The sequence below is a fragment of the Actibacterium ureilyticum genome, from assembly GCF_002285435.1.
In the GTDB taxonomy this organism is placed as follows: Bacteria; Pseudomonadota; Alphaproteobacteria; order Rhodobacterales; family Rhodobacteraceae; genus Actibacterium_C; species Actibacterium_C ureilyticum.
The window spans coordinates 1-24,385 of the sequence record NZ_NSBT01000043.1 but is presented as its reverse complement, the minus strand read 5'-3'; the positions used below and the strand labels follow the sequence as shown (position 1 = coordinate 24,385).

The following is a 24,385-nucleotide window of genomic DNA, read 5'->3' as shown; positions in this document are numbered from 1 at the left end:
CGTTCAGGGAAGCGGGCTGACCCCAAAAAGAAATGGATGCGCCCAGAGCAGCGCCCCGTAAAGCGCAACGCCTGCCGCAAGCCGCAGGAGAGTGCCCCCCGACAGGGACGCCGAGAGGAGCGGTGCGTTCGCTACGAGATCACGCATCCGTTGCCATTCTGGCCCCATCTCGCGGCGTTTGCGCCGGTCGATCAGTCGGCCTCCCAGCAGCGCGAAGGCGGCGAAGGTGCCGAACAGGAACACGTGGGCCAGATCTCCGTTGGGCACGACATGGGCCGCCGCCCAAAGCGCCAACGCCAGAAGCAGCGGATGACGCGACAAGCGAACTATGCCGGGCCGTGCTGGGTCGAACTGCTCGTTGCGTGCACCCCCGAACGAGAAAGGGTTGGGCCGGCCGATGGAGAGCGCAAGGATCAGGCAGACCGGCCCCATGACCGTCAAAGGGACATGGATCTGCCATGGCGCCCAGTCCCAAAGGGCCACATGCGGGGCGCGGCCTGCCGCCGCGATCAGCCAGGCCAGCACCGCGAGCGACAGGGCGGAATAGACCAGCGTGAAACCGACAGGGCCAAGCCGCGCCTTAAGCCAGGGTCGCAACGGCGGGCGCACGGGCAAGGAATGCGACAGGAAGAACACGACATAGGCCAGGGCGAACTCGAACCATCCCATGGATGCGCGCCTCAGATCCGCTTGGCGGCGGGCAGACGTAGCAAAAGCCCGCCGTAAATGACCGCAAAGCTGCCGAAGGCGACGATCCACGACAGCCCGGACACCGTGTGCAACGGGCTGGAAAATTCGGGGCATACGCCCCCCGCGACCCGCGCGAATACGGACAGGATCAGGGCCAGATAGATCATGACGGTCCCTGCTCCCGCCCGCAGGTCCTGCCCGGTATGACCCAGCGTGGCGCGTGTCATCACGGCCAGTGTCATCAAGCCGATTGCACCCGCCATCCAGAAATGCTGCGCGCCCGCCATTCCGAAGGACCCGGGAGCCAAGATTTCTGCGGCCAATGCCAGGGCCCCCAACGGCACGAAGGCATAGCCTGCGTGCAACACAGTCACCAGCGGCTCGGCAAAGGTGTGGTGTCCGGCCCAACGGGCCAATCGCAGGGCGTGCAACCCGGCTGCCAGCGCAAGCGCGACTCCAGTCAGCGTCCCGAGTGGCAGTGCTACCCACAGCACAAGCGCCACTAGAAGAGCCGCGAGCGCCCCCTTATCGAAGGGCTGCATCGGCGCTGCGGGCAGTACGGCGCTGCGCCGCTTCACCAGCCAGTTACGGGTGAAGGACGGCGCTATTCGGCCGCCGATGACCGCGATCATCATCACGCCCGCGCCGAGGCCTAGTCGCAGGCCGTAACCTTGCGCGGCATACTCGCCTCGCGCGGCCTCCCAGTGAAACAGCGCGTTACCGAGGGCAAAGACCGCGAGCATCCCCAGCACGATCAGATTGCGCCAGTTCCGGCCCGCCACGATTTCGCGCCCGATCACCGTGGCCAGTACGACCGGGAAGGCAAGGTCGACCGCCGCCACCAGCAGCCCCGGCAACCCCGCCGAAAAGATCACAGCCACGCGCCCCACGAGCCACAGAGCCGCCAGTCCGCCCAGCGGCCAGCCGACGATTGGCAGGCGCCCCGTCCAGTTTGGCACCGCAGTCAGGAGAAAGCCCGCGACGACGGCGCCGAGATAACCGTAGAGGAACTCGTGCGCGTGCCATGACACGGGGTCGAAGGCTGTGGGCAACATCAGGTGCCCTGACAGCATCGGCACCCAAAACACCATCGCCAGCACGGCCCAGACCGCCGCACCGAAAAAGAACGGGCGGAACCCGTAGGTCAGGATCGCGGGTCCGGTCCAGGCGCGCATCTGTTCGGCGGTCGAGGTCATTTGTGGCGTCCCTTGCGCGCTCAGGCCGGCGCCGCGGCGGCAATGCGGCGGTAGCCCGCCGTGCCATGATAGAAACCGTTGCTCAGGCCCGCATCCCCGCTCAGCGTCGCAAGGCGGGCATCGGCCTCGCCTGTCGGCACGCGCCCATCGAGCACATCGCGAAACACCTGCGCCACCGCGACCATGTCCACCGCCTGTGGCATCAGCCGCAGGTGCGTGACGCCATCGGCAATCAGACGGGCCACTTCGGGGAGCAGGTCGACATAGCTTTCCGACAGGGTCTGGATGCCGTTCACCCGCAGGATCGGGCGGTCGTCGCGGGTGCGGAGCGGCATGCCGTCGGGGTCTTCTTCACAGACGAACTGGCAGTTGTCCTTGGTGCGGCCGTGCGCGCGGGCGTGATAGCACCGCGCTGACACAGCCAGAGACGCGCGGCCGTAAACCTGCACCTCGACACCCAGGCCCAACGCAACCGCGGCCTGCGCCGCGGCTGCAATGGCCGGGGCCGGCATCTCGGCCGGTAGGCAAACATGGGTCGCGCCCTGCCCGGCCATCCAGGCTATCGTCGCGTCGTTGTAGGCGTTCATGAAGGGGCCGATCCGATGCGGACGCTTACCGCGCGCGTAAAGCCCTGCGGCGTTGTTCACCTCGATCTCGGGCGAGACCATCTCGGCGATGTCCTCGGTTGCCTTGCGCTCGCGTTTCAGCATCACCTCGGCCAGCGTTGACAGGATCACGCGCTTGCCTGCGCGCTCCAACCGCTCGATCGTGGCCGGCAGGTCTGCCTCGTGGAAGGGCGCGCGCTTGGAGCAAATCACCTCGCCCAGATAAACCTCGTCGACGGGCGCCTCATCCGCGATGCGGGCATAGAAGTCACGCCGTGCATCCGCGGACCAGTGGTAGGCGATCGGGCCGAGCGTCAGTTTCGTCATGGTATTCACCGCCATTTCTTTGTCTCGAAGGCGCCCTGGGTCTGCTTCTGCCCCTCGGTCAGGGCGATCAGGTCGGCGATGTTTGCCTCGCGTCCGGCCTTGATGTCATCCACCGCTGCGCGGAACGCACGCACAACGCCGCGGACATAGCTCTTCGAGCGCTGACGCCCTTCGATCTTGAAAGCATGCACGCCCGCCTCGATTAATTCGGGCAGGAGCCGCGACAGATTCAGGCTGATCGGTTCCTCGAAGGCGTAGTAGCCCTCGGGGCGATGGGGCGCGGCGTAGCGGCCCTTGCAGATCGTGGGATAGCCGGCCTTCTCCTCGGGCCCGAACCGGTCGATGGTGAAACCCGCGAGCTGCGAGGACATCGACCCGTCAGCGTCGCGCACATATTCCACATCTGAGGCGGGCGAGCACACCCCGTCCATGTTCGTGGATTGACCCGTCAGGTAATTGGTCAGGCTGCACCGCCCTTCCACCATCAGCCCGTGATTGCCGAAGATAAAGGTCTCGATCTCGCAGGGAATCTCGCGGCGGATCTGGCGGATCTCGGGGATCGTCAGGATGCGCGGCAGGACCACACGCTTTACACCGAAGTTCTCGCAATAGTAGCGGATCGCCTCGGGCGATGAGGCCGCGGCCTGTACCGACAGGTGCAGCCGGATGCCCGGATACATCCGGGCGATGTAGTCGGCCACGCCCATGTCGGCCACGATGAAGGCATCAACGCCCAAGCGCGCGCCGGTGTCCGCCGCATGTCGCCAGAGATCGACCTTGCCCGCAGGCGGATAGGTATTCAGCGCCAGCAGCACCTTGGTGCCGCGCGCATGGGCATAGGTCACCGCCTCGGCCAGTTCATCGGGGGTGAAGTTCAGCCCCGGGAAGTTCCGCGCATTGGTCGCATCCTGGAAGCCGCAATAGACCGCATCGGCGCCCGCGTCGACGGCGGTGCGCAGCGCGGCGGGGGTGCCCGCGGGGCAGATCAGTTCGGCAAGGCTCATGCGTATTCCCTCGGTTTGGTGGCATCCGGATAGGCCCGCCGCAACCGTGCGAGAACCGCCCGTCCGGGTGTCCCGAACATCGCCGACGCCTCCTCGGCCAGCGAGCCGTCCATGTCGTCGAGCGCATTCCTAAGACGAACGACGGCCTCGGTGTCCCCGCTGATTTCCAGATCGCGCGAGAAGAAGGCCGCATCGCCGTCCTGCTCGGCGTCGATCAGTTCCAGAAGCAGCAAGAACCGCCCGCGGATCGTGGCCCCGACCTGCGGCGCCGTATCGCGCGGCACGGCGCGGAAGACGAGCGCCTGCGGGTCGGGGCGGAGATGCAGCGCAAAGGGCAGTTCCACGGGATCGATCAGGAAGTCAGTCGCCTGGTGCGGTCCGAGCCGCGCGAAGAGAGACGGGTGCCGCGCCGCGACCCGACGGACAACGCGCGTCAGGACCGGTTGCAGCACAAGGCAGGCAAGCCGCGCGATCGCGCCTTCGCCGGGCCGCAACCGGGCCGTTGGTTCGCTCGTCGGGATCATGATGGGTCCTTTCGCTCCCCCGATACGCCCTTCTCCGTCACGATCCTGTCGAGGGGAATGTCATGGGGCTGCGGGTAGATTGTGGTCAGTCGGGCTGCCGCCAGCGCGATGCCGATGGTGACGGGCCGCGGCGAGAGCGCGGCCAGTGTCCGGTCGTAATAGCCGCCGCCCCAGCCGAGCCGATAACAGCCTGCATCCCAGCCGAGGCAGGGCGCGAGCGCGATGTCGGGCGTCAGGACCTCCGCCTCGGGCGGCGGAACGGGGATGTTCCAATGGCCGCGCAGCATGCGCATGCCCGGCATCCATCGTCGGAACACGAGCGGCGCTGCGGGGGTCTCCACCACCGGCAGCGCGATACAGACGCCCGCCGCGTGAAGATCGGACAGGATCGGGCGCAGATCCGGTTCTCCTCGGATCGGCCAGTAGCCGGCGAGCACGGTCTCCCGGAGGGTCCCGCGCGCGGCGAGGACCGTTTCGAGATGACTGCAGATAGAACTGCTCACATGCGCCCGTCCTGTCTGGCCCAACCCCTCCCTCAGGCTGGCCAGCCTTGCCCGCTCGGCTCGACGCCAGCGCGCCACGTCACGCGCCTGCTGCACATCCGTGCCAAGCGGATCGAAATAGGTCGGGTCCACCTCCGCCGCCATGCAGGGGGGCGAGGCATAGGCTCCCTGTCCGCTCATGGACACGCACCTTCCTCGGCCACAGGTGCGACAGCGGCGTTGCACCAGTCCATGACGGCAGCCTCGGTCGGTGTGAGGATCGTCGCCATGCCATCGGCATAGCGGTCGAACGCGGCCCTGTGGGTTTCGGAGAGGCCAGTCAGGACAGGAACGCCGCGGGCAAGCGCCTCGGAGATCAGCGCGCGGAAACCGCGCCCCTCTGCCTCGCTCAGGCCAAACTTGTTGAGGATCACGAGGTCTGCCCGGCCGGACAGAAGCCGCAACATCGCCAACCCGACGGCCTCCTCGAAGGCGCCTGCATCCATCCGGCAGGCGGTGGCGCCGGGTCCGAGATCCTGCGTGATGCGCCAGCGCGGCCCGTTGGGCAGAAGCCAGAGATCGCAGTCGCACGATCCCGATCCGGCATCGGGCGAGGCCGCGCGCAACGCACCCACCAGCCGGACGCCGTCCCGCGTTAGCCGGTCAGCCACCGCGTCCATAAGACGATCCGTCCCGCCGCGTCCCTCGACTGTCACTCCCGCAAGCTGCATCTTCGCCTCAAGCCGGCTCGAATCGCGGGAACAGCACATCGTTCTCCAGCGCGATATGGGCGGCAAGGTCGTCGAACAGCGCCGCCAGGCCGCCATAGAGCGAGCGCCAGGAGCCGCAGGCGTGCTCGGGCGGCGTCAGATCGCAGGTGAGCCGCCGGATCAGCGCGATGTTTTCGGCGTGATCGTCGTGGTCGGCGCGCATCACCGCGATGGGGTGCTCGATGCCCGGCCCGCCGCCCGCGCGCATGGCCGGAAACAGGATCATCTCCTCCTTCATCATGTGATCCTCCATCTCCCCGGCGAGCGTCCGGATGGCCGCGGCGAGCCCCGTGGGCGCCTCGGGATCGTCCGCGTGGACCCGCTCGACCCGGTCGGCGAGCGGCATTAGCGAGGCGAGATCCTCCCGGTGCATCTCGTGATAGCGCGTCAGGATATGGTCGATCAGGGCGCCGGTATCCTGCGGCACGTCCGTTTCGGGGAGGTCTTTCATCGCGGGTCCTTTCCCTCGCGCGTCGCCGGGTCCTTGCGTGGGCCGCAGCGAATTGGTAGTTGAAATGCGCATACCATCTTGGGAATGCGCATTTCAACTACCAAACCAGGAGCGCGACCTTGCGCCTCACCTCCTTCACCGATTACGGCCTGCGCGTTCTGATGCGGATGGCGAGCGCATCCGACCGGGCTTTCACAACGTCGGAACTCGCCGATGAATTCCGCATCTCCCGCAACCATCTGGCCAAGGTGATCTCGGCACTTGCCGCGGCAGGTCTTCTGGAAACCCGGCGCGGCGGTGGGGGAGGCGCCATGCTGGCCCGCGCGCCCGAGGACATCCGCCTGGGCGATGTGGTGGCGGCCCTCGAAGCAGATCAGGCTCTGGTGGAATGCTTCGCGGCCGGCACCAACAGCTGCACCCTGACCCCGCAATGTCGGTTGAAAGCGCGGCTAGCCCATGCCGAGGCGGCGTTTGTCGCCGACCTCAACCGCAGCACCCTGGCCGATTGCGTTTACCGACCGGAAAACGCCTGACGCGCCACCCACGCGAACCAGCCCCAGACCGCGCTGCGCAAGGCCATGGCGTAAACGGTGCGCATCTCGAAGGCTCCACCCTGCGCCACATGCAAACCGAACGCCGCGAAGACCAGCAGCGTTGCGGCGAAGATCACGAACGATAGGGGCCAGGCCCATCGCCACCCCTGCCACAGGCCGAGACCCGCGACGACATAGGCGAGCCCGGCCAGCGTGTTGAACCACAGCACGAAGGGTACGACTGCCCCCATGTCGGCTGATCCGAGCAATGTTCGGCCACCAGAGAAAACGGTCAGCACGCCAAAGGCAATCGCAACACCGCCCGCTATGCGGCGCGTCAGACTGGTTCTAGGCATCGCAAGCGCCCTCCTTCGCGCGTAGAAGTTCCATCTGCACGTCAAACAGCCGCAACCCTTCAGGCACGAGCGCAAAGCCCCGCGCGCCAAGCGTCCAGCGGATCGCAACGCCCTGCACCAGCGAGGTCAACAGGATAGCGACATCCTCCGGGCCGACGTTCCGGCGCAGGTGACCCGCCGCCTGAAGATCCCGGATCGCGGCGACAAGACGGCCCTGGAACGCGCCTAGAAGCTTGCGAAACACCTCGCGCAGGACTGGATTTTCCACCTGTAACTCGCGCGAGAACAGGATCGACGGCAGGGCAGGCGTTTCAGCAATGGCCGTCAGTTGCGCACCGATCAGCGCTTTCAGGCGTTCGTGCGGCCCGGTGGCCCCTGCCTCGGCCGCAGCCCAGTAACTCTGCAACCGGTCAGCGATATCCTCGGCCACCGCCAGCCAGAGCGCGCCCTTGGTGGGGAAATGCCGGAAGATCGCAGGCTGACTGAGGCCGATGGCACGCGCGACATCCGTGGTGCTCAGCCGGTCGGGTCCGATCTCATCGGCCAGTCGCAGAACCTCGGCCACGATCTGCGCCTTTCTCTCTTCAGCACTTTGACGGCCCGACATGTGTCACCTCTTGTTAGTTATAACTCACTAACATATAGTTATGACAACCGCAACCTCTATCCCGAGTCGCGCACCCTGACCGAAAGGATCCTAGCCATGCCCGCCAAGACCGCCCCCACCGGCTATTCCCGCCTTCAGATCGCGCTGCATTGGCTCATCTTCGCACTGATCGCGCATCAGTACATTTTCAAGGACGCGATGTCGGCCGCATGGGACCGCATCACCGATGGGCTGGAGGCTGGGTTCGACCCGCTCGTGCTGGCCCATGTGGCGGGCGGCGCGCTGGTGATGATCTTCGCGCTCTGGCGGTTGACCCTGCGCGCGCGGCGCGGGGTGCCCCCGGCAATCGAAGCCAGCAAGGTGCAGGGCATTCTCGCCAAGCTTACCCATGTTGGCCTTTACGCGCTGATGATCCTGATGCCACTCAGCGGGGCCGTCGCGTGGTTCGGCGGGGTCGAAGCCGCAGCTCAGGGGCACAATGTGTTGAAGATTGTCCTGCTGGCTTTGGCCGCCCTTCATGTGGTCGGCGCGCTCTACCATCAGTTCGTGTTGCGCGACGGCACTCTGGCGCGGATGCGGCGCGCGCAGGACTGATCCCCATGCGCCTCGCCCCCCTTCTTGCCTTACCACCTATCGCGATCGGCATCGTCGCGGCAGTCTGGATGATCGCCTCGGCGCCCGGCCCCGCACAGGTCCAGGGCGACGCACCCGCTCTGCCAGTCCGTGTGACGACGGTCGCGGCAGAGGACCTGCGCCCCACCGCAATCGCCTGGGGCAACCTGCGCGCCGCCGACAGCTGGGTCGCCGTGGCCGAGGTGCAGGGCGAGGTGATCTGGCGCCATCCTGATCTGGAAGCCGGACGTCTGATCCCGGCAGGGACCGAGGTTTTGCAGATAGACCCGGCCGATTACGAACTGGCGCTTGCGCAATCGCAGGCCGATCTCGCGGCACTTGCCGCCGAGAGTGCTCAACTGGCTGCCGAGGTGGCCAATACGGCCCGAATCCTTGATCTGGAACGTGCCCGCTTGGAACTGGCCGAGGCCGACCTGACCCGCACCCGCACGCTGACCGAACAGGGCACCGTCCCACAATCGCGCGCTGACGAGGCCGAGCGCGCCACGCTTCTGGCCCGCCGCACGGTGGCGGAGCTGGAAAACACGCTCGCCCTGATCCCGTCCCGCGAGGCGCGGATCGCGGCGCAGGTCGCACGTAGCGAGGCCGCCATCGACCGGGCGCGCCGCTCGCTCGACCGCACGACCCTGACGACGCCGTTTGACCTGCGCGTGACCGAGGTGACTGCAGAGCTGTTTCAGACCGTCGCCCCCGGTCAGGTGGTGATCCGTGCTGACGGGATCGCGGCGGCCGAGCTCGTGGCGCATTTGCCGATAGACAGCTTTCGACGGCTATTGGGAGATACACCGGAGGGCATCACCCTTGGCGACATGATGCGCGACATGCCCGCCACGCAGATCGAGGTGACGCTCAGCCCTATGGCGGACCCGAGGCAGATCTGGAGCGCCCGTGTTGTCGGGATCGAGGGCGTGCTGGATGCCCGTGCGCGCACCGTGCCGGTCGTGGTCAGGGTTGACGACCCCTATGAGGGCGCCGACCCGCCCCGCCGCCTGCCGCTGGTGCCCAACATGCAGGTGCAGCTTGCCTTTTCGGGCGCATCTCTCACCGGCGTCATCGCGATCCCCGAGGCGACCTTGCATGGCAGAACGGTACGAGTCATTGGCCCCGATGACCTGCTGGAATTGCGTCCCGTCACCGTCGCCTTCGCGCAGGATGGCCACGTGGTTATCGCCGCAGGCCTGTCGCCGGGTGACCGCGTGGTGATCGACGATATCGCTCCGGCCATCCCCGGCATGTCCCTGACTCCGGTCGAGGTCCAGCAATGATACGCTGGTTCACTGGCCACCCGACGGCAGCCAATCTGCTGCTCCTTCTGTTCCTCGTTGCCGGTGCCTTTGCCGCGCCGGGCCTGTTGCGCGAAACCTTCCCCGATTTCCGCGCCGTCGAGGCCGAGGTCACCGTGCCCTACCGGGGCGCTGCAGCCGAGGATGTGGAAGCCGCGATCTGCGCGCCGCTCTGGGACGGAGTGCAGGGTGTCGAGGGGCTGGAAACCTTCACGTGCACGGCCCAGACTGGTCGCGCGCGGGCCGTGGCAACCATGGCGCCCGGTAACGATGCGCTGCGCTTCGTCAATTCGCTGCGCACCGAGGTGTCGGCCATCGACACCTTCCCCGACCGCGCCGATCCTGCCGTGGTGCGCGAATTGCACCGCTCGGATCCTGTCACATCAGTCGCCATCTCGGGCGATCTGCCTCTGGGCGAGCTGGACCGCTACGCTGACGCGCTGTTGGACCGGCTGACCGCCCTACCAGGTGTCGCGGGCGTCACGCGCGGCGGCCTCGGCACCCGGACACTGACCATCATTGCGGAGCGCGCCGTGCTCGACAGCCACGGGCTGACACCCACGACGCTCGCCACCGCCATCGCCGCGCAGAACATCGACCTGCCCGCAGGCACACTGGAGGGGCCGGGCGCGGAGCTGACCCTGCGCTTCACCGCCGAGCGCGATACAGCCAGGACGCTTGCCACGATCCCGGTTCTGGTGTTGCCCAATGGCGCGACCCTGACGCTGGGCGACGTGGCGGCGATCGAGGAACGCTTCGACCCGCCGCAAGACCGCGCCTTTGTCGATGGCATCCCCGCCATCGTGCTCGATGTCGCCAAGGCGCTCGATGCCGACGCGCTGCGGGTGCTCGACGGCGTCGCGGCGCTGGTGGCCGAGGAAACCGCCCGCCTGCCCGACACGATCACGGTGGAGGTGGTGCAGGACGTGACCTCCATCATCCGCGACCGGTTGGTGATGCTGGTTCAGAACGGGGTGATAGGCCTTCTGCTGGTGGTCGTCGTCATGAGTCTGTTTTTCCGACCTAGCTTCGCGATCTGGGCAGCGATGGGCCTGCCCATGGCCTTTGCGGGCGCCTTCGTCTGGATGGCGCTGACAGGGCTCAGCCTCAACATGATGACGCTGGTGGCGCTTCTGATGGCGATCGGGATCGTGATGGACGATTCCATCGTGATCGCGGATTCCATCGCGGTTCATTCGGCCAAGGGGGCCACGGTCGAAACCGTCGCGGAGGGCGTCGCAGCCGTGGCGCCCGGCGTGATCTCGTCCTTCCTGACGACGTTGGCCGTGTTCCTGCCCCTTGCCTTTCTGGCAGGCGAACTGGGGGCGGTGCTGGAGGTTCTTCCGGTGGTCCTGCTGGCCGCACTCGCCGCTTCGCTGATCGAGGCCTTCCTGATCCTGCCCCATCACCTGAAAGGCGGGATGAAGGACACCGCCGCATCCCGTTTTCGCATCCGCTTCGAGGCGGGTTTCGATGCCCTGCGCGAACGTGGCGTGGGCCGCCTGGCAGACGCCGCGATCAAGGCGCGCTGGCTTGTTGTCGGTCTGGCCATCGGGGCGCTGATCGTGACCGTCGGCGCATTGGGCGGCGGCGTGGTCAAACGCGAGGCGATGCCCGAGATCGATGGCGACGTGCTCGAGGCGCGGCTGATGCTACCCGCAGGCACACCGCTAGCGCGCACGGGCCAAGCCGTGGCTCAGGTCGAGGCAGCGCTCGACCGCGTGAACGCCCGCCTGTCCCCTGATCAGCCCCAGGCACAACCGCTGGTGATCCGCCGCATCACCCGGCTGGGCCGCAACCTCTCGGCGGGCGAGACCGGTGCCCATGTCGCCACCGTCGCGGTGGACCTGCTCGGCGCCGAGACACGCAGCAGCACGTTGGACGAAATCGTCACGCTCTGGCGCGAGGAAATCGGCACTCTGCCCGGTGTGTCCTCGTTGATCCTGACCGAGCCGGGGATCGGCCCGCAGGGCATCGCGGTGGAACTGCGCCTGAGCCACCCCGACCTCGCCACACTGGAGGCGGCGGGGCGCGCCACGCTGGCGGAGCTTGAAACCTATGCCGGCGTGCGCAACGCGATCCTCGACCTACGCCCCGGCACACCGGAGTTGCGGTTGAGCCTGTCGCAAGGCGCCGAAGCCCTCGGGTTGGCCGCCACGGACGTCGCTGGCCAGATCCGCGCGGCCTTTCTCGGCACGCAGCTTTCTGAAATCCGGCGCGGCGATCTGGCCTGGGATATCGAGGTGCGGCTGGCCGATGATGATCGCGTCAGCCCCACCGATCTGAGCAACTTCGAAATTGCCCTGCCCGGTGGCGGCACCGTGCCGGTGTCCAGCATCGCCACTGTCGACGAGGCGCGCGGCTGGGGCACCATCACGCGCCGCAATGGCTTGCGTACCCTGACCGTTGCAGCCGATGTGGATGGTCGCATCGGCAATGCCGACGCGATCACCGCGCAACTGGCCGAGGTTTTCCTGCCCAACTTGGCGGCTACCACCCCCGGCCTCGGCTTCCAAATCGGCGGCCAAGCGGCGAATTCGGCGGAAACGGTCGCCTCAATCTTGCGCGGTTTCCTGATCGGGCTGGTGGGCATCTACCTGGTGCTTAGTTTCCAGTTCCGCAGCTATGTTGAACCGCTCATCGTGATGATCACCATCCCGCTCGCGTTTCTCGGCGTGATCTGGGGCCATGTGCTGATGGGCTACAATATCTCCATGCCGTCGCTGGTTGGCGCCGCCTCGCTTGCCGGAATCGTGGTCAACAACGCGATCTTGCTGGTCGGCGTCATAAACGCCCGCCGCGTCGATGGACTGTCTGCCGCGATGGCCGCGGGAGAGGCCGTGCGCACCCGGTTTCGTCCGATCTTCGTTTCGGTCTCGACCACAATCATGGGCATGGCACCGCTGCTTCTGGAAACCTCGACCCAGGCACAGACCCTCAAGCCGCTTGTGATCTCGGTCGTCTTTGGCCTGTTGGCGGCGACGGTTCTTATCCTGTTGGTGTTGCCCGCATTTTATGCAGCGCTCGAGGACATTCGACCAAGGAAACAGGACCATTCTGTCGTTCCAGAAGGTCGCTGACCCCACCCCGCCTCTTCAAAAACAGAAACAGTTGGAACCGGTAGAGACCCAAGCAAGTCATCTCGCACACGTTCGTTTCGCTTCAGAGGTCGGGCGAGTCTTGACCGGTCGCAAGGCAGAAAAACAGCGGCAATCGCAACCCCGAATGACCTGCAACTGAACGCATCTGGTGGAACATCGCGCGACAAACCTCGAGAGCGCGCGATTGAAAAATGAACACAACGTGTACACGGAACATCACAAGTGTCTGAAATTTCCACTTAATCGTCACCATCCATCACGGGAGCGACCCTCGCTTGCGGCGTCACCGCCCCAACCGCTTTGCCCTCTCGGTCATCCTGACCAGCTGCACACTCGCGGTCGCCGCAGCGCTCCGCACGGCAGCGGGGGCCTGGACAGCCCCCCGCCCGATCGCCTCACCCGTCGAGAGCGCCCCAATCCTCTCTCTGCCCTGCACGCCTGAGGTGTTCACCAGCCCCCGCAGGACCCCTGCAGACCCGCTGACAATCGCAGGTGCCGCGGCCACCATCAGGTTCCCCGATATGCCGCGCACGATCAGGGGCGTTGCCGCAACGAAGCCCTTGGCCAAGAAGACCATCACAAAAAACGGCACGAGCGATCCGATGTTGGTTGCCGAATTCGGATCACCGAGCTGCGCGAGAAGCGAATTCGCCATGCCGACGACGGTCGAAAACATGGCTGCGATGACGATGGGGTAGAAGGCATAGCTGACCGTCGTCGAGACCCACCTATGGAAGAAATCTTTGGTCGCGTCGAAGAGCGACAATGCGATCATGATCGGAGCAAGGCCGAGCATGAGGGTCAGCATCATCTTGGCGAATATGAGCACGATGCCGGTCATGAAGCCAAGAAGGCTCAACAGAACGAGCCCTATGCCGCCCAAGATCGCACCTGTCATCCAGTTCAGGTTGCTGCCGATGGCGTTCAAGTATTGGCTGAACTCTGAAATGAGATCATCGAACTCGGCCGCGAAGTATGTGGCCCCCGCCCCTCCGCCGCCGACCGAGGAAATCAGGGCTCCAGCGACATAGTCGAGCCCACCAATGATCGCATTTGCGACAGCGTTGAAGTTGGCCCAGTTGAAGGCGAAGAGCCCTATCAGCATCAGCTTGATTAGGTACCAGAAGAAGTTTGCCCCATCCATGCTGCGGAACTGGAAGGCCATGTTGATGCAGACGCCGATCAGCGAAAGAGTGGCCATAAGCAGGACGATCGCGCCGGTATTGCTTGCCACAGCCCCGAACTGGGACTCGGCCGCGTCGACAAGGAACGCGTCTGCGGTTCCGACCATCCAGCTGACGACACCCACTACCAGTTCCCTTGCGCTTCGCAGATATCCTGCACTTCACGGGCGATCTGGTTTTGTTGGTCCCTGAGGGCTAACCGAGCTTGAGTATGTTCCGCCTGAGTACTTGTCGCAAAACGTTCTTCATATTCCGCCGAGGCAGCATCCCATGGTGGGAAGCGGATGTCACAGCCACAATCGCCTGATGACGTGATCGCCTGCCAAGAACGCAATTCATAGAGCCGCATCATCGTCCGAGCCTTGTAAGCTTCACGCGGGTTGATTTGGTCCATCCAGGTCGGGCGCGCCGGGCGATCATTGCAGATCCGGTATTGCTGGGGCGACATATTGATCGTGAGATCGTTTGAGATCGGAGACGAAGTCTGCGCCACAAGTGGGCCCGCCAGGGCGGCAAGCATGACTGCGAGGATTGGTTTTCGCATCTGGGTGTTCCTTTCTACTCTGCGGTGACGGAGGGGCTCTTGTTGCCTCTGCCGTCGACCGTGTCGAGGTTCAAATCTGTGGTTTGACCCGGGAGGAAGAACTCGGTGATTCCGCGTGCGCCTTCATGGCGGCCTGCCTGAATGATCACGTCGATCGAGCCTTCGATGTAATCGATCATGTCGGCATAGGTCATCGGTACATCCGTTTTCAGGGCGGCGATGGCGAGGCGCCGAACAGCAAGTTGTGGGGTCTCGGCATGCAGCGTGGTCAGCGATCCACCGTGGCCGGTGTTGATTGCCTCGAGAAACGTCATCGCCTCGCGCCCGCGGACTTCGCCCAGGACGATCCGGTCGGGTCGCATGCGAAGCGTTGAGGCCAAGAGCACATCGGCACTGCGGGCATCCGTGTCACGGTCCGCGATCAACGTCACGGCATTGGGCTGCTCGGGGCGCAGCTCGGCCGCCTCCTCGATGGTGATGATCCGCTCTTCGGGCGGGATCAGCGAAAGGATCTTGCGCGCCGCGACCGTCTTGCCGGTCGATGTACCGCCCGAAACGATCATGTTGAGCTTGTTCTCGACGCAGAAGCGCAGCGCGGCGTCGATGTCGCCGGAGGCAACCACATTGCGCAGCGCGGCGTTTCGTTCGCGCCGCAGACCTTCGAGGCTGCGCTCCTTTCCAAAGAGGAAGCCGAGCCGGATTGCCTCCAGCGGCAGGGAGGAGAAGAACCGCAACGATATTGAAAACCCGCCCTCGACTGCCGGCGGCTGGATCACCTGCGCACGGATCGGGCGATCTCGATACAGGATCGAGACAGAGACGATGGGCTTCTTGGTGCTGAGCGTGGTCGAGGCTGCTGAGGCGATCTGATTGCCGAGGTCCTTGATCTCGGTCTGGCTCAGCGGGCTACCGAGACCTCGCATGAAGTGGTCGCCCTGGAATTCGCCCCAGACTTGTCCGTCGGGATTGACGCAGATCTCGATCGTGTCGTCGCGCAGGACCTCGGGGCCGAGACGGTCGAGCGACGCCTCCAGATAACTTGCCGCCATGTCAGAATATCTCCAGATCGCGGTCGACCATGACCGTGATCCGCGTGCCTTGATCGACATGGATCACTGGCCGGATCGCCAGATAGTCCTGCATCACGCTTTGCGTGCTATCGCGCAGGTCGGTGCCGACATCACTCGCAACATCGGCCGCCGCCTCGCTGTCGATTTGACCCGCCGCAGCCGCAGGCAAGGCGCCGATCAAGGAGATCAGCGCGGCGGAGCCGAAGCGTTGCGCGAAACGGGTGTCGACAAACCCGGTGGTGCCAGTACGGCCGAGTTCGTCTCCACCGAAGGCGCTGATCTGCACGGTCTGATTATCGGGCAAGATGATCCGGTCCCATGCCACCATGACGCGCGATTGGGCGAGTGCGACATCGGAGCGGTAGCGCCCGATCAACCGCGCGCCGCGCGGGATCAGGATACGCGTTCCATCGAAAGAATGGACGTCTTCCGAGACGATGGCGCGGATCGCGCCGGGCAATGTGCTGTCGAGGGCCGTCTCTGTCACAGCCTGAATCATGGTGCCCTGAACAACCGTGTTCGATGGGTTCGCGATCACTTCGGCACGTGTCACCTGTGCTGGTTGCGCGCCCGAACGAACAAAGGCTTCATCTGCATTCAGACGCGCGGCTTCCAGCGTATTCTCCCTATCCGCACCCGCGCCCATCCCGGAGAACGCGATCATAGGAGACGCGATGCGCTCTGCGCGGGCCTCGGCTTCGGCTGCGCGACGCCTTTCGAGTTCGGCCAGCCGCAATTCTTCTTCACTTGGTCCCAATGAGGTCGGCCCTGGTGGTGCAAGCCGTGCAAGTTCCAAGTCCATGCGGAGCTGATCCAATTCGCGATCCCGCTCGGTCAGTTGCCGCTCGAGGGCACGCTGAGCCTCGGCGGATGCTTCCTGTAAGGTGGCAATTTGCGCCGTCAGGTCCGCAATCGCCTGCTCCGCCCCGCTATCCGCGGCCTCGGCCGGTCTTGCCCGCAGGTCCTCGAGTTCCGCTCTCAATGTCGCAAGACTTTCCATCAGGGCGAGTTCCGACTCGCTCGGACCTGAGTCCGCAGGCGGGGCTTGGCTGGGCTGCGGGGCAGAAATCGGCGCCAGATCTCCGAATCCGGGGCCGCTGCTCTGGAACTCCTCCGGCGCGGCGGTCGCCATTGGTGCTTCTGCTGACGGCTGCAGGGCAGCCCATGCCAGACCGCCTGCTGCCGCGATGCCGACGACCCCAAGGATCGCGGCAAGCGGCGCAGGCCGCTTGCTTGCCTTCGCTTTGCCTGTCGAGCCTTCGAGAGCCGCGAGGCGCGCGGCGAGGTCTTCCGTACCTTCGGTCATGATGTGGCCTGTCCTGCGTCCTGGACGCAAACCACCTCTTCGCCAAGGCGAAGGACCCATTGTCGGTTGACGCCGGACACGCGGATGACGCCGTCACTCAAGGCTTGGCTGTTCACCGCGCGTTCCCTGCCGTTCGAATATCGGAAGATGGCGGGCACCGGCGCATTCCGTGCGAACCGGAAATACGTGAAGGTACCATCATCCCAGATGGCCGTCGGCGTGAACTCTTCTCGGGCGCTGACCGCATAGTTCGCATTCGGCGCATCGGCCGCAACCGCCCTGGTGGGGTGCACGCGGTTTTCAGGATAGCGGAACTGCACGACATAATGCGGCGTCTCCCGGGCTTCGACGACATGGAAGTAGTAGGAGCGGCGGTTGGTGTAGACGGTGATGTTGGTGGCGACGCCAGATGCTGTCGGCTTGATGGCGAAGGCACGGCCACCCGGGACACCGTCGAATTGAAAACCGACCGTGTCACCGGCGATGATCGAGCGGATGGTTTCACCCTCACCGAATTCGACTGTGGTGACGCGGGTCAGAGTCGTGACGACACGGTAAACCTGGCCTTCAGTCCAGGTCGCGACGCGCACGCGATTGTCATGAGAACCTGGACGGGGCGTAGTTTCGGCCAAAGCAGTCGTTCCCGCGAACGCGAGAATACTGGCGGCCAGCAGCGCAGAGATTGGAGTGCGGGTCATTCAGAACGGTCCGATCGGATTGCATATTGGGTAACAGTGAAGCCGAAAGGGTTTTGCCAGACATCGTCGATCGCGCGGGTCCGCTCGGGCCGGAATTCGAACATCAACGTGGCAGTGAACGATCCATCCTGTACCCCTTGCGGGCTTGTCAGGCGCTTTCTGAGCCGCACCTGGGCGCGGTTCTCGCCAATAAGGGTGATCGATGCGATCTCAACGGCCATCTCGGCCGCAGCCCCGTAACGCGTCGGCGGATAGCTGTCCTGCCCCGATGTCCACATCGCGCGCATGTTGGCCTCGGCCGACCCGGAAGACTGCGCGAGGACACGGCGGACACGAAGATCGTTGTCGAGCTGGTTATAGGTCTCGCGGTCGAGAATGTAGCGGTAGATTTGCGCTTCGATCACGGCAGGCCGTTCGGCGAGCGACACGGTTTCAACCGTGGCATTGGGAAGCGCCATCCCGGTCGCGGGGTCGTAGGGGACAACCACGGGAGGCGGCGTCTCGACCATCAGCGCGACAGCCGCAGCCGTCAAACAGCCGAATACGCCAAAGCCAGCCCCGGAAATTCCGATCATCCGCCAAAGCTGTTCCCGGCGCAGGGCACCGTAGACAAGTTCCTCTTCCACGAGTTCGCGCGCAGTCATCACCCCTACCCCACTCATGGCTCAAGGTCCGGCAAGGTGAAGTCCATGTAGCGGCGTTCTTCGGCAACCGTGGCGGCGTCGACCACGCCTGCATTGCCTGCGCCTAGGGTTTGGATCGCTTCCAGCTCCCACATCCGGGTCATGGCGATGGCGAGTTCCGCCGTGACGCGTGTGTTATGATCCATCGAGGCTTTGAGATCTTCCATGTCGGGGATCATCTCGACCAGACGTTCCACCCGTTCGAGAGACTGTTCCGCCTCTGCGTGGCTGTTCTGCGCCGCCGCCGACATCACAGCACCTGTGGTGGCCCGCGTGGCCACGCCTTCGGCGCCCGGATTGCCGCTGGTGGCGATCTCGCGGAGTGAATCCTCGTCGAACCCGGCGCTTGCCAGCGCCTGTTCCATCTGCGTGCGCATGGGCCCGGCATTTGGCCCGATGAGAGCGCTCCAATCGCCCGCCTGGATGCCTCGGATCAGGCCGGGGATGTCTTCGAAGTTGGCCTCAAGCAAGGTGTCGAGGTCCCCGCCCATGGCAAGCCCGAGGATGCTGCGCGGCCCGGTGAGCGAGGCATACATCTCGTTCAGCTGATCGAGCTGGCTTTGCAGCATGTCCAGTTGCTCCAACGCATTGTCCAGAAGATCGGTCTGGATACCGAAATCCTGCAGCATCTGCTGAAGCTGGCGGATTTCCTGGGCAATGTTCTGGGTGTCCACCGTGGGCACACCCTGTGCCCTGGCAGGTCCGGTGACATTGAGGGCAAGCGCGAGAGCGATGCTACCGGCGAAAAGGGAACGGGGCAGGCGCAGGTTCAACGCAAATCCTCCTGACTAAAATCCATGAATTGCCCCTCGGCAGCCTGGGCTGCCGCCAAGGCGATCTGCTCGGCGCTGAGTGGCTCGGTTCGGGCGGCCTTGATCCGGGTCCGGATTGCGACCAGCCGGGCCAGTTCGGCCCGGGCGTAGGTGTTGAGCGCGATGGCCTCGTGGAGATCCTCGGTCTCACCAATGCGGGTGATGATGTCCTGAACCCGCAGGGCGGCGGCACGGACCGAGACCAGCGAATAGTCGCCATAGACCCCTGCGCCATGGGCCGAGAGGCTGAAACTCGCGTTGGCGAGGAGCACAGGGTCGATGGTGCCGAGCGCATCGATGCCGCCTACGGCCGCGAGGTAGCTGTTGTACTGCTGCGGGATCACCACGACATAATGCTGGGTTTCCGCGAAGGGTGGCACACCGCCATAATCCTGCACATTGCCCGGCCCGGCGTTATAGGCGGCGAGCGCATGGATAATGTTGCCATCGAACATGTTCAGCATTTGTGCGAGGTATCGCGCACCGCCGGTGACCTGCAGATAGGGATCGTCGTAATAGGCCGGGTAGATCCCGAGATCGCCCGCGGTACCGGGCATGATTTGGGTAAGTCCGAAGGCCCCCACGGGTGAGCGTGCCCCGATCTGGAAACGGCTTTCCTGCCAGATCAGCGCCTGCAAGAGACAGCGCCATTGCACGAGCGAAAGACCTGCGCGGCCGACCCCGGACAGACTATGGGTGTCGCGTGCTGCGCGGATGATCAGCTCCTCGATCCCCTCCCGGGCATCGCCGAACATCCGCGCTGCCGCTGGATTGGTGTCCTCGGGCGCATAAAGACTGGCGGCCGCGCTTTCGACGTCGTCAATCGCCCCCTGCCCCGCCTCGAGCCCCGCCACGGTTCCGGCCACGTCTCCAGCGCCAAGCGACATGGCATCCATCAGCCCTTCGAGGGAGGCGAGTTGCTGGCGCTCGATTTCGGCCAGTTCCTCCTCGCGGCTTAGCCGGTCCTGCTGCAGTGCCAGGTCCCGATCGGTCTGCTCAAGGATGGCCTGCCGCTCTGCGAAGAGGCGCAGATCGAAGGTCGGCACGCCCTGGGCGACCGCTGGCCCCGCCGTGGGACCTGCCATTGCAAAGCCGATCATCGAGAGAGGAAGCCAGGTCCGCATTGGCTCAGCCGCCCGCCCCCAAGAGGACGAAATCGCAGGCCGTGTCGCGGCGCGTGACCTCCGCTCCCATGGTCGAGATCGTGGCGTTGGCGGTTCCTGCCTGCGCAGGAGCCTCGCGAAAATTGAAGCAGTTGGCTTGCGGGGGGTTATGCTGCGCACAGGCTGTCAGGGTCAGGCCGAGCCCGAGCAGCACGACGCCGCGAATGATGGTACAGGTCATGTCACTCTCCAGAAATCAGGACGTTCGCGATAATCGGCGCCGACAAACGCTTCGCCCTTCTCCATTCCGCCAAGGATGGTCACGAGCGGGCCGAGCGCGCTGAGATCGGCATCGATCACGACGGAACCACGGTCGTCGCGTACAAGCGCGAGCCGCGAGGCCGAGCCGACGCCCAGAAGCACGTCGAGCTCTTTCTCGGTCAGGCCGAGCATCGCGTAGTCAGCGGCGGAAGCACGAATGTTGGGCAAGAGCACCTGCGTCGGCACCGCTTCCACGATGGTCTTGCCGGTGCGCGTGCGCTCGAGCTGGCTGGCATATTGCGTCATCATCACGACGACCGCGTTTTGCTTGCGGGCGGTCACCAGCCAGTTGCTGAGTCGCTCCGCAAAGTAGGCGTTGTCGAGGGCTTTCCATGCTTCGTCGATGACGATGATGGTGGGCTTGCGGTCCTCGATCACCCGCTCGACCCGGCGGAAGAGGTAGGACAGGACCGCCATGCGTTCCCGCTCGCTCTCGGAATCGAGGATGCCGGTGAGGTCAAAGCCCGCGACGTCTCCATCGATGCTGAAACTGTCCTCGGCATTGGCCCCGAAGATCCAGCCGTAGCGACCCTCGGCCGTCCATTCCTGCATACGCTCGAAGAGATCGCCTTCGTCATCGGTCGAGACCAGCAGCGAGGCGAAATCCGACCAGTTTCGCAAGGTAGCATGTCCTGCGCTCGCGTTCTGGCGCACGACTTCCTGCAGTCGATTGGTCTGAACCGGGGTTAGCGGTCGATCGCGCCGCTCCAAGAGGCTTGCGAGCCAATCAGCAATCCATGCCTGGCCCCGCATGTCGATCTCGGTCTGGAGCGGATTGAGGCCCGTGGGGCGCCCCGCCCGCACGGTCGAATAGCTGCCGCCGAGCGCGCGGACGGCCATTTCCATACCGGCGCGATAGTCGAAGACGAAAAGCCGTGCGCCTGCGCGCCGTGCCATGGTCATCAGGAAAGCCGCCAGGACGGATTTGCCGGAGCCGGGACGGCCGAGGATCAGCGTGTGCCCACCTGTGGGCTCGCGATCTGGCGCGCCCTGTTCGTGGAAGTTGAAGCGAAAACCACTGCGCTCGGGTGTCGGAAAGAGCGTGATCGGCACGCCCCAGGGGACTTCCCGCCCTGTCTTTCCGAGCGGGGTGCGGTGGAAGGTAGCGAGATCGGCGAAGTTGTGGTTCGTGATTGCGGCCTTGCGGCTGCGCGCCCCGGTGTTCCCGGGATGCTGCGCTATGAAATGCGCCCGCGCCCCGAAGGCCTCCGAGATCAGGTTGATCCCGGAAGTGGCGGAGATGTTGCGGATTTCGGCCGCGATGTCGTCGAGGGCGGCCTGGGATCGCGCATAGACAGCTACGGTCATGTGGTGCTCGCCGAAGATCAGGCGTTTGGATTCCAGATCGTCCTGCGCGAGTTCCAGTTCCTGGGCGAGACTGACGGCTCCGTCATTGGCGGCCTGCATTAGCCGCAGCTGCCGCTTGATCCGGCCCGCCATGATGTTGGCGTTGATCGGCACAAAAGAGTGCGTGACCACCATGTCGACGGGCAGATTCAACTCGTCGAGCATCAGGCTGTCGGTCTTGGCGGGATAGTTCTTCACCGCAAAGATCGCCCCGAGCTTGTCGCCCACGGCACCGTCCGAGAGTGCGATGGTCGTGCCGCGGAAGGTGACGCGCGTATTGGCTACGTCCTCGGCGATCACACCGAGGCGCGACCGGGGGAAGAGCGGGTGCTCCTCGCCCGTGTTGAGTGAACCGAGGAAGCCCAGAAGCTCGCCGGTGCTTGCGGCCAGCAGGCGGGGCTTCAGCTCATCGAAGGAGGTCAGAAGAAACCCCACAACCTCGTCGAGCTTGCGCAAGCGGCGGGTCGTGTCCGCCGCATGTCTCGCGCGAGACGCCCCCAGACCGAAGGGCAGACGGCTGCTCGCCTCCGGGCGCTTCAGCACGGTCAGCGTCAGCGTCTTGTCGCGCAAGCCAGATTGACCCAGATGCGCGCGCCAGCGTTGATCGACGGCAGCCGCAAACCCTTCGCCCGGAACGGGCGGCAGGGTCACATCGACCGCTTTCGAGACCTTGTGCAGGTAGAATGAGAACTCGGTCCCGACCTGCGCCACGATGCCAGCCAGCAACCCTCCGATCCGGTCGAGATGCCCGTCCTCGCTCGTGGTGCTGTTCACCCCTTCGAGGCGGATGCACTGTATCAGCTCATTGCCGCGCGTCCGGATCGTCCGGTCGGTGACAAGGCTCACATAAGGCAGCATCATTGAGAGCCGCTTCTCGCCCTTGACCCATGCCGGCAGTGCCGTCAGCGGATCGAGGGCGTCGGCCACGTCATCGGCTACTCCATCACGGGGCATAGCTGTCACCCCCATGAAGCTTGCGGTTTGTCGTGGGCGGGGTTTCCTGCAAGGTGATCACCAGGACATCGAGGAAGTTCGGATCCCAGTCTGCGGCTTTCCAAAGCGCCGGCCAGGCCAGCCCTGCGAACACAGCCACCACCCAGCTCTGCACCCAGAGGAACAGAAGCGTCGAGCCGAAGAGCCAGACCATGGCGTACATGATCGGCAAGCCCATCAGCTTGGGTGGCCTGAGAAGGCCGATGAACACGCGGGACTGGTCAGCCATGGCCAAGAACTCCAGAAACTTCGGCTCAGGTCGTCCAGATGGCGGCGACGATGGTGGGTGCTGCGGCGATGCCCGCGATTGCAACCACGACCCAAAGCGCCTGACGAAAGTCGAGGATGCCAAAGAGCCAGGAAAGGAACACCCCGATCAGCGCAAGCGTTCCGATCACGATCCCCAAGGGACCGGTGATCGCATCGACGATGCCTTGCAAAAGGGTCTGCACCGGCGAAAGGTCGATGCTCTGCGCAAGCGCTGGACCCGCCAGCACGATAAGGGCCATCGCGCCGAACGCGGTGATCGCCCGCGTGCGGAGCACGCTTTGACGTTTCCTCGATGTCATGAAAGATCTCCTCTGAGCCGCTCAAACACGGCGGTCACACGGGCCACATGCCCTTGGGTTTCTCGAAAAGGGGGGATGCCGCCGTGGCGTGTGACCGCCTCAGGGCCAGCGTTGTACGCCGCAAGGGCCAGAGAGCCCTCACCGAACTGGTCGAGCATCATCAGCAGGTAGCGAGCTGATCCGTCGAGGTTCTGCGCAATGTCATGTGGGTCGACGCCGAGGTCGCGGGCGGTGTCCGGCATAAGCTGTCCAAGGCCTATGGCACCGACAGGGCTACGCGCTGCGGGATTGTATGCGCTCTCGACTTCGATATTGGCCCGGTAAAGGAGCGCCCAATCAGTGACTGAAAGCCCTGCGCGACGCAGCGCACCATGCCCGGCATACCGCAGAGCCGTGGTCTCGATCGCATGGAGGATTTCTGGGGTGGCGCGGGCGGCGGATCGAGCCGGGATCGCTGTCTCGCTCGTTGCGTCAGGAACGCGAGGTTCTGCGAAGAGAAAAAGGCGCCCGTTTGCCTCTTGAGAAGAGGAAATCAATTGGCCGTCTGGGCCAACCGAAAAGATGAAACCGTCGGCCAGGGCCGGGGGCGCGGAACAAACGCCTGTACCCAAAGCAACGACGAGCGCAGTCGCGCGGTCAGCTGCCTTTGACCGGAGGCGCGGCGTGGCGCTCGCGGCCACCTTCTTCAAGTGGGATGCTAGCGGTCGTACAGCCCATGTCGGCCAAGAAACTGACAAGGCCAACGATGGTTTTGAAGTCGCGGAGCTTGAGGACGCTTCGGCTGGTGACGAGCATCTTATCGTCACGCCCATCAGTGGCGACGGCGCGGATGACCCACGAGCCGTACCAACTGTTATGGCGCTTCTCTGCTCTCTCCTTGCAGACCACCTCAATGAGGTAGCCCTCGGCGAGCAAGCCGCGCAGTCCGCCTTCTGTAACCACATTCGGGGCTTCTTCTATCATGGCCTTCCCTTGGGTCCTTGTTCTGCCTGGGTGCAGTATCAGGCCCACGGGGTCGCAACACCGTGAGCGATACAAAACAACATTAATGATAGCAAGACAATAATAACGTGTTGACGAAGTTCGCCTTGCTCCGATAACGGTGATAGCCGACAGAATGATAATCTTAAAGGCGGCAAAGGAGTTTTGCCCTGCGCTTGTTTATTGCGCGCAACGCACCGTTGCTGTTCGCG

The 24,385-nt window shown here is 64.7% G+C and carries 29 protein-coding genes; 4 read left to right on the top strand and 25 right to left on the bottom strand.

Going from position 1 to position 24,385, the window contains the following annotated elements; genetic code table 11:
• Positions 1-3: 3 nt before the first annotated feature.
• Genes CLM60_RS20175 through CLM60_RS20140 form a run of 8 tightly spaced genes read right to left on the bottom strand, consistent with a single transcriptional unit; the run spans position 4 to position 6,049 of the window.
• Positions 4-669: an NnrU family protein gene (locus CLM60_RS20175; protein ID WP_095590946.1), complete on the bottom strand. Its 666-nt coding sequence runs from the start codon at positions 667-669 to the stop codon at positions 4-6.
• 11 nt (positions 670-680) lie between these two features.
• Positions 681-1,886 (bottom strand): NnrS family protein, encoded by a 1,206-nt coding sequence (locus tag CLM60_RS20170; protein WP_095590945.1) that lies wholly within the window; start codon positions 1,884-1,886, stop codon positions 681-683.
• A gap of 20 nt (positions 1,887-1,906) precedes the next feature.
• Positions 1,907-2,818 (bottom strand): ubiquinone anaerobic biosynthesis protein UbiV, encoded by a 912-nt coding sequence (gene ubiV, locus CLM60_RS20165; protein WP_245848549.1) that lies wholly within the window; start codon positions 2,816-2,818, stop codon positions 1,907-1,909.
• A gap of 5 nt (positions 2,819-2,823) precedes the next feature.
• Entirely contained in the window at positions 2,824-3,822 is a 999-nt protein-coding gene (gene ubiU / locus CLM60_RS20160; protein WP_095590943.1) for a ubiquinone anaerobic biosynthesis protein UbiU, read from the bottom strand.
• Positions 3,819-4,346, bottom strand: coding sequence for a ubiquinone anaerobic biosynthesis accessory factor UbiT (gene ubiT / locus CLM60_RS20155; protein ID WP_095590942.1), 528 nt, complete (start codon positions 4,344-4,346; stop codon positions 3,819-3,821). The genes ubiU and ubiT overlap by 4 nt, the downstream gene beginning before the upstream one ends.
• The gene (locus CLM60_RS20150; protein ID WP_245848547.1) at positions 4,343-5,029 is read right to left on the bottom strand and encodes a 5-formyltetrahydrofolate cyclo-ligase; all 687 of its coding nucleotides are present in this window, start codon (positions 5,027-5,029) and stop codon (positions 4,343-4,345) included. The genes ubiT and CLM60_RS20150 overlap by 4 nt, the downstream gene beginning before the upstream one ends.
• Positions 5,026-5,559, bottom strand: coding sequence for a DUF2478 domain-containing protein (locus CLM60_RS20145; RefSeq protein ID WP_095590941.1), 534 nt, complete (start codon positions 5,557-5,559; stop codon positions 5,026-5,028). Before CLM60_RS20145 ends, CLM60_RS20150 begins: the two co-directional genes overlap by 4 nt.
• A 7-nt stretch (positions 5,560-5,566) precedes the next feature.
• The gene (locus CLM60_RS20140) at positions 5,567-6,049 is read right to left on the bottom strand and encodes a hemerythrin domain-containing protein (RefSeq protein ID WP_245848543.1); all 483 of its coding nucleotides are present in this window, start codon (positions 6,047-6,049) and stop codon (positions 5,567-5,569) included.
• A 119-nt stretch (positions 6,050-6,168) separates the two neighbouring features.
• On the opposite strand from CLM60_RS20140, the gene CLM60_RS20135 reads away from it, so the two are divergent.
• Positions 6,169-6,582, top strand: a complete 414-nt coding sequence (locus CLM60_RS20135) for an RrF2 family transcriptional regulator (RefSeq protein WP_095590939.1) — start codon at positions 6,169-6,171, stop codon at positions 6,580-6,582.
• Here the strand turns inward: CLM60_RS20135 and CLM60_RS20130 are convergent.
• Both CLM60_RS20130 and CLM60_RS20125 read right to left on the bottom strand, forming a co-directional pair.
• Positions 6,561-6,938: a hypothetical protein gene (locus CLM60_RS20130; RefSeq protein WP_095590938.1), complete on the bottom strand. Its 378-nt coding sequence runs from the start codon at positions 6,936-6,938 to the stop codon at positions 6,561-6,563. The genes CLM60_RS20135 and CLM60_RS20130 overlap by 22 nt on opposite strands.
• Complete coding sequence (locus tag CLM60_RS20125; RefSeq protein WP_095590937.1) at positions 6,931-7,545, bottom strand: TetR/AcrR family transcriptional regulator; 615 nt, start codon at positions 7,543-7,545, stop codon at positions 6,931-6,933. The genes CLM60_RS20130 and CLM60_RS20125 overlap by 8 nt, the downstream gene beginning before the upstream one ends.
• Positions 7,546-7,641: 96 nt before the next feature.
• Between CLM60_RS20125 and CLM60_RS20120 the strand changes: the two genes are divergently transcribed.
• Genes CLM60_RS20120 through CLM60_RS20110 form a run of 3 tightly spaced genes read left to right on the top strand, consistent with a single transcriptional unit; the run spans position 7,642 to position 12,541 of the window.
• The gene (locus tag CLM60_RS20120) at positions 7,642-8,139 is read left to right on the top strand and encodes a cytochrome b (RefSeq protein WP_095590936.1); all 498 of its coding nucleotides are present in this window, start codon (positions 7,642-7,644) and stop codon (positions 8,137-8,139) included.
• A gap of 5 nt (positions 8,140-8,144) precedes the next feature.
• The gene (locus CLM60_RS20115; protein ID WP_141246569.1) at positions 8,145-9,443 is read left to right on the top strand and encodes an efflux RND transporter periplasmic adaptor subunit; all 1,299 of its coding nucleotides are present in this window, start codon (positions 8,145-8,147) and stop codon (positions 9,441-9,443) included.
• Positions 9,440-12,541 (top strand): efflux RND transporter permease subunit, encoded by a 3,102-nt coding sequence (locus tag CLM60_RS20110; RefSeq protein ID WP_095590934.1) that lies wholly within the window; start codon positions 9,440-9,442, stop codon positions 12,539-12,541. The genes CLM60_RS20115 and CLM60_RS20110 overlap by 4 nt, the downstream gene beginning before the upstream one ends.
• A 304-nt stretch (positions 12,542-12,845) precedes the next feature.
• On the opposite strand, the gene CLM60_RS20105 is transcribed toward CLM60_RS20110, so the two are convergent.
• From CLM60_RS20105 to CLM60_RS21115, 15 genes are all read right to left on the bottom strand, one after another.
• A complete protein-coding gene (locus tag CLM60_RS20105) occupies positions 12,846-13,871 on the bottom strand; it encodes a TrbL/VirB6 family protein (RefSeq protein WP_095590933.1) in 1,026 nt (341 codons plus the stop codon).
• Positions 13,871-14,290 (bottom strand): hypothetical protein, encoded by a 420-nt coding sequence (locus CLM60_RS20100; protein WP_095590932.1) that lies wholly within the window; start codon positions 14,288-14,290, stop codon positions 13,871-13,873. Before CLM60_RS20100 ends, CLM60_RS20105 begins: the two co-directional genes overlap by 1 nt.
• Positions 14,291-14,304: 14 nt before the next feature.
• Complete coding sequence (locus CLM60_RS20095; protein WP_095590931.1) at positions 14,305-15,339, bottom strand: ATPase, T2SS/T4P/T4SS family; 1,035 nt, start codon at positions 15,337-15,339, stop codon at positions 14,305-14,307.
• A 1-nt stretch (position 15,340) separates the two neighbouring features.
• Entirely contained in the window at positions 15,341-16,666 is a 1,326-nt protein-coding gene (locus CLM60_RS20090; RefSeq protein ID WP_095590930.1) for a TrbI/VirB10 family protein, read from the bottom strand.
• Positions 16,663-17,364, bottom strand: coding sequence for a TrbG/VirB9 family P-type conjugative transfer protein (locus CLM60_RS20085; RefSeq protein ID WP_176473941.1), 702 nt, complete (start codon positions 17,362-17,364; stop codon positions 16,663-16,665). Before CLM60_RS20085 ends, CLM60_RS20090 begins: the two co-directional genes overlap by 4 nt.
• A complete protein-coding gene (locus CLM60_RS20080) occupies positions 17,361-18,008 on the bottom strand; it encodes a VirB8 family type IV secretion system protein (protein WP_095590989.1) in 648 nt (215 codons plus the stop codon). Before CLM60_RS20080 ends, CLM60_RS20085 begins: the two co-directional genes overlap by 4 nt.
• Positions 18,009-18,022: 14 nt before the next feature.
• A complete protein-coding gene (locus CLM60_RS20075; RefSeq protein ID WP_095590928.1) occupies positions 18,023-18,820 on the bottom strand; it encodes a type IV secretion system protein in 798 nt (265 codons plus the stop codon).
• Positions 18,817-19,983 carry a lytic transglycosylase domain-containing protein gene (locus tag CLM60_RS20070; RefSeq protein WP_095590927.1) on the bottom strand — a complete coding sequence of 389 codons (1,167 nt, stop codon included), beginning with the start codon at positions 19,981-19,983 and terminating at the stop codon, positions 18,817-18,819. The genes CLM60_RS20075 and CLM60_RS20070 overlap by 4 nt, the downstream gene beginning before the upstream one ends.
• 4 nt (positions 19,984-19,987) lie before the next feature.
• Positions 19,988-20,203 (bottom strand): hypothetical protein, encoded by a 216-nt coding sequence (locus tag CLM60_RS20065; RefSeq protein WP_095590926.1) that lies wholly within the window; start codon positions 20,201-20,203, stop codon positions 19,988-19,990.
• Positions 20,200-22,584, bottom strand: a complete 2,385-nt coding sequence (locus CLM60_RS20060) for a VirB4 family type IV secretion/conjugal transfer ATPase (protein WP_095590925.1) — start codon at positions 22,582-22,584, stop codon at positions 20,200-20,202. Before CLM60_RS20060 ends, CLM60_RS20065 begins: the two co-directional genes overlap by 4 nt.
• Positions 22,574-22,852 (bottom strand): VirB3 family type IV secretion system protein, encoded by a 279-nt coding sequence (locus tag CLM60_RS20055; protein WP_009574151.1) that lies wholly within the window; start codon positions 22,850-22,852, stop codon positions 22,574-22,576. The genes CLM60_RS20060 and CLM60_RS20055 overlap by 11 nt, the downstream gene beginning before the upstream one ends.
• 25 nt (positions 22,853-22,877) lie before the next feature.
• Positions 22,878-23,192 (bottom strand): TrbC/VirB2 family protein, encoded by a 315-nt coding sequence (locus CLM60_RS20050; protein WP_009574150.1) that lies wholly within the window; start codon positions 23,190-23,192, stop codon positions 22,878-22,880.
• Positions 23,189-23,872, bottom strand: a complete 684-nt coding sequence (locus CLM60_RS20045; RefSeq protein WP_043872336.1) for a lytic transglycosylase domain-containing protein — start codon at positions 23,870-23,872, stop codon at positions 23,189-23,191. The genes CLM60_RS20050 and CLM60_RS20045 overlap by 4 nt, the downstream gene beginning before the upstream one ends.
• The gene (locus CLM60_RS20040) at positions 23,829-24,155 is read right to left on the bottom strand and encodes a hypothetical protein (RefSeq protein ID WP_095590916.1); all 327 of its coding nucleotides are present in this window, start codon (positions 24,153-24,155) and stop codon (positions 23,829-23,831) included. Before CLM60_RS20040 ends, CLM60_RS20045 begins: the two co-directional genes overlap by 44 nt.
• Positions 24,156-24,193: 38 nt before the next feature.
• A partial coding sequence (locus tag CLM60_RS21115) for a hypothetical protein (protein WP_217983315.1) occupies positions 24,194-24,385 on the bottom strand: 192 nt, incomplete at its 5' end.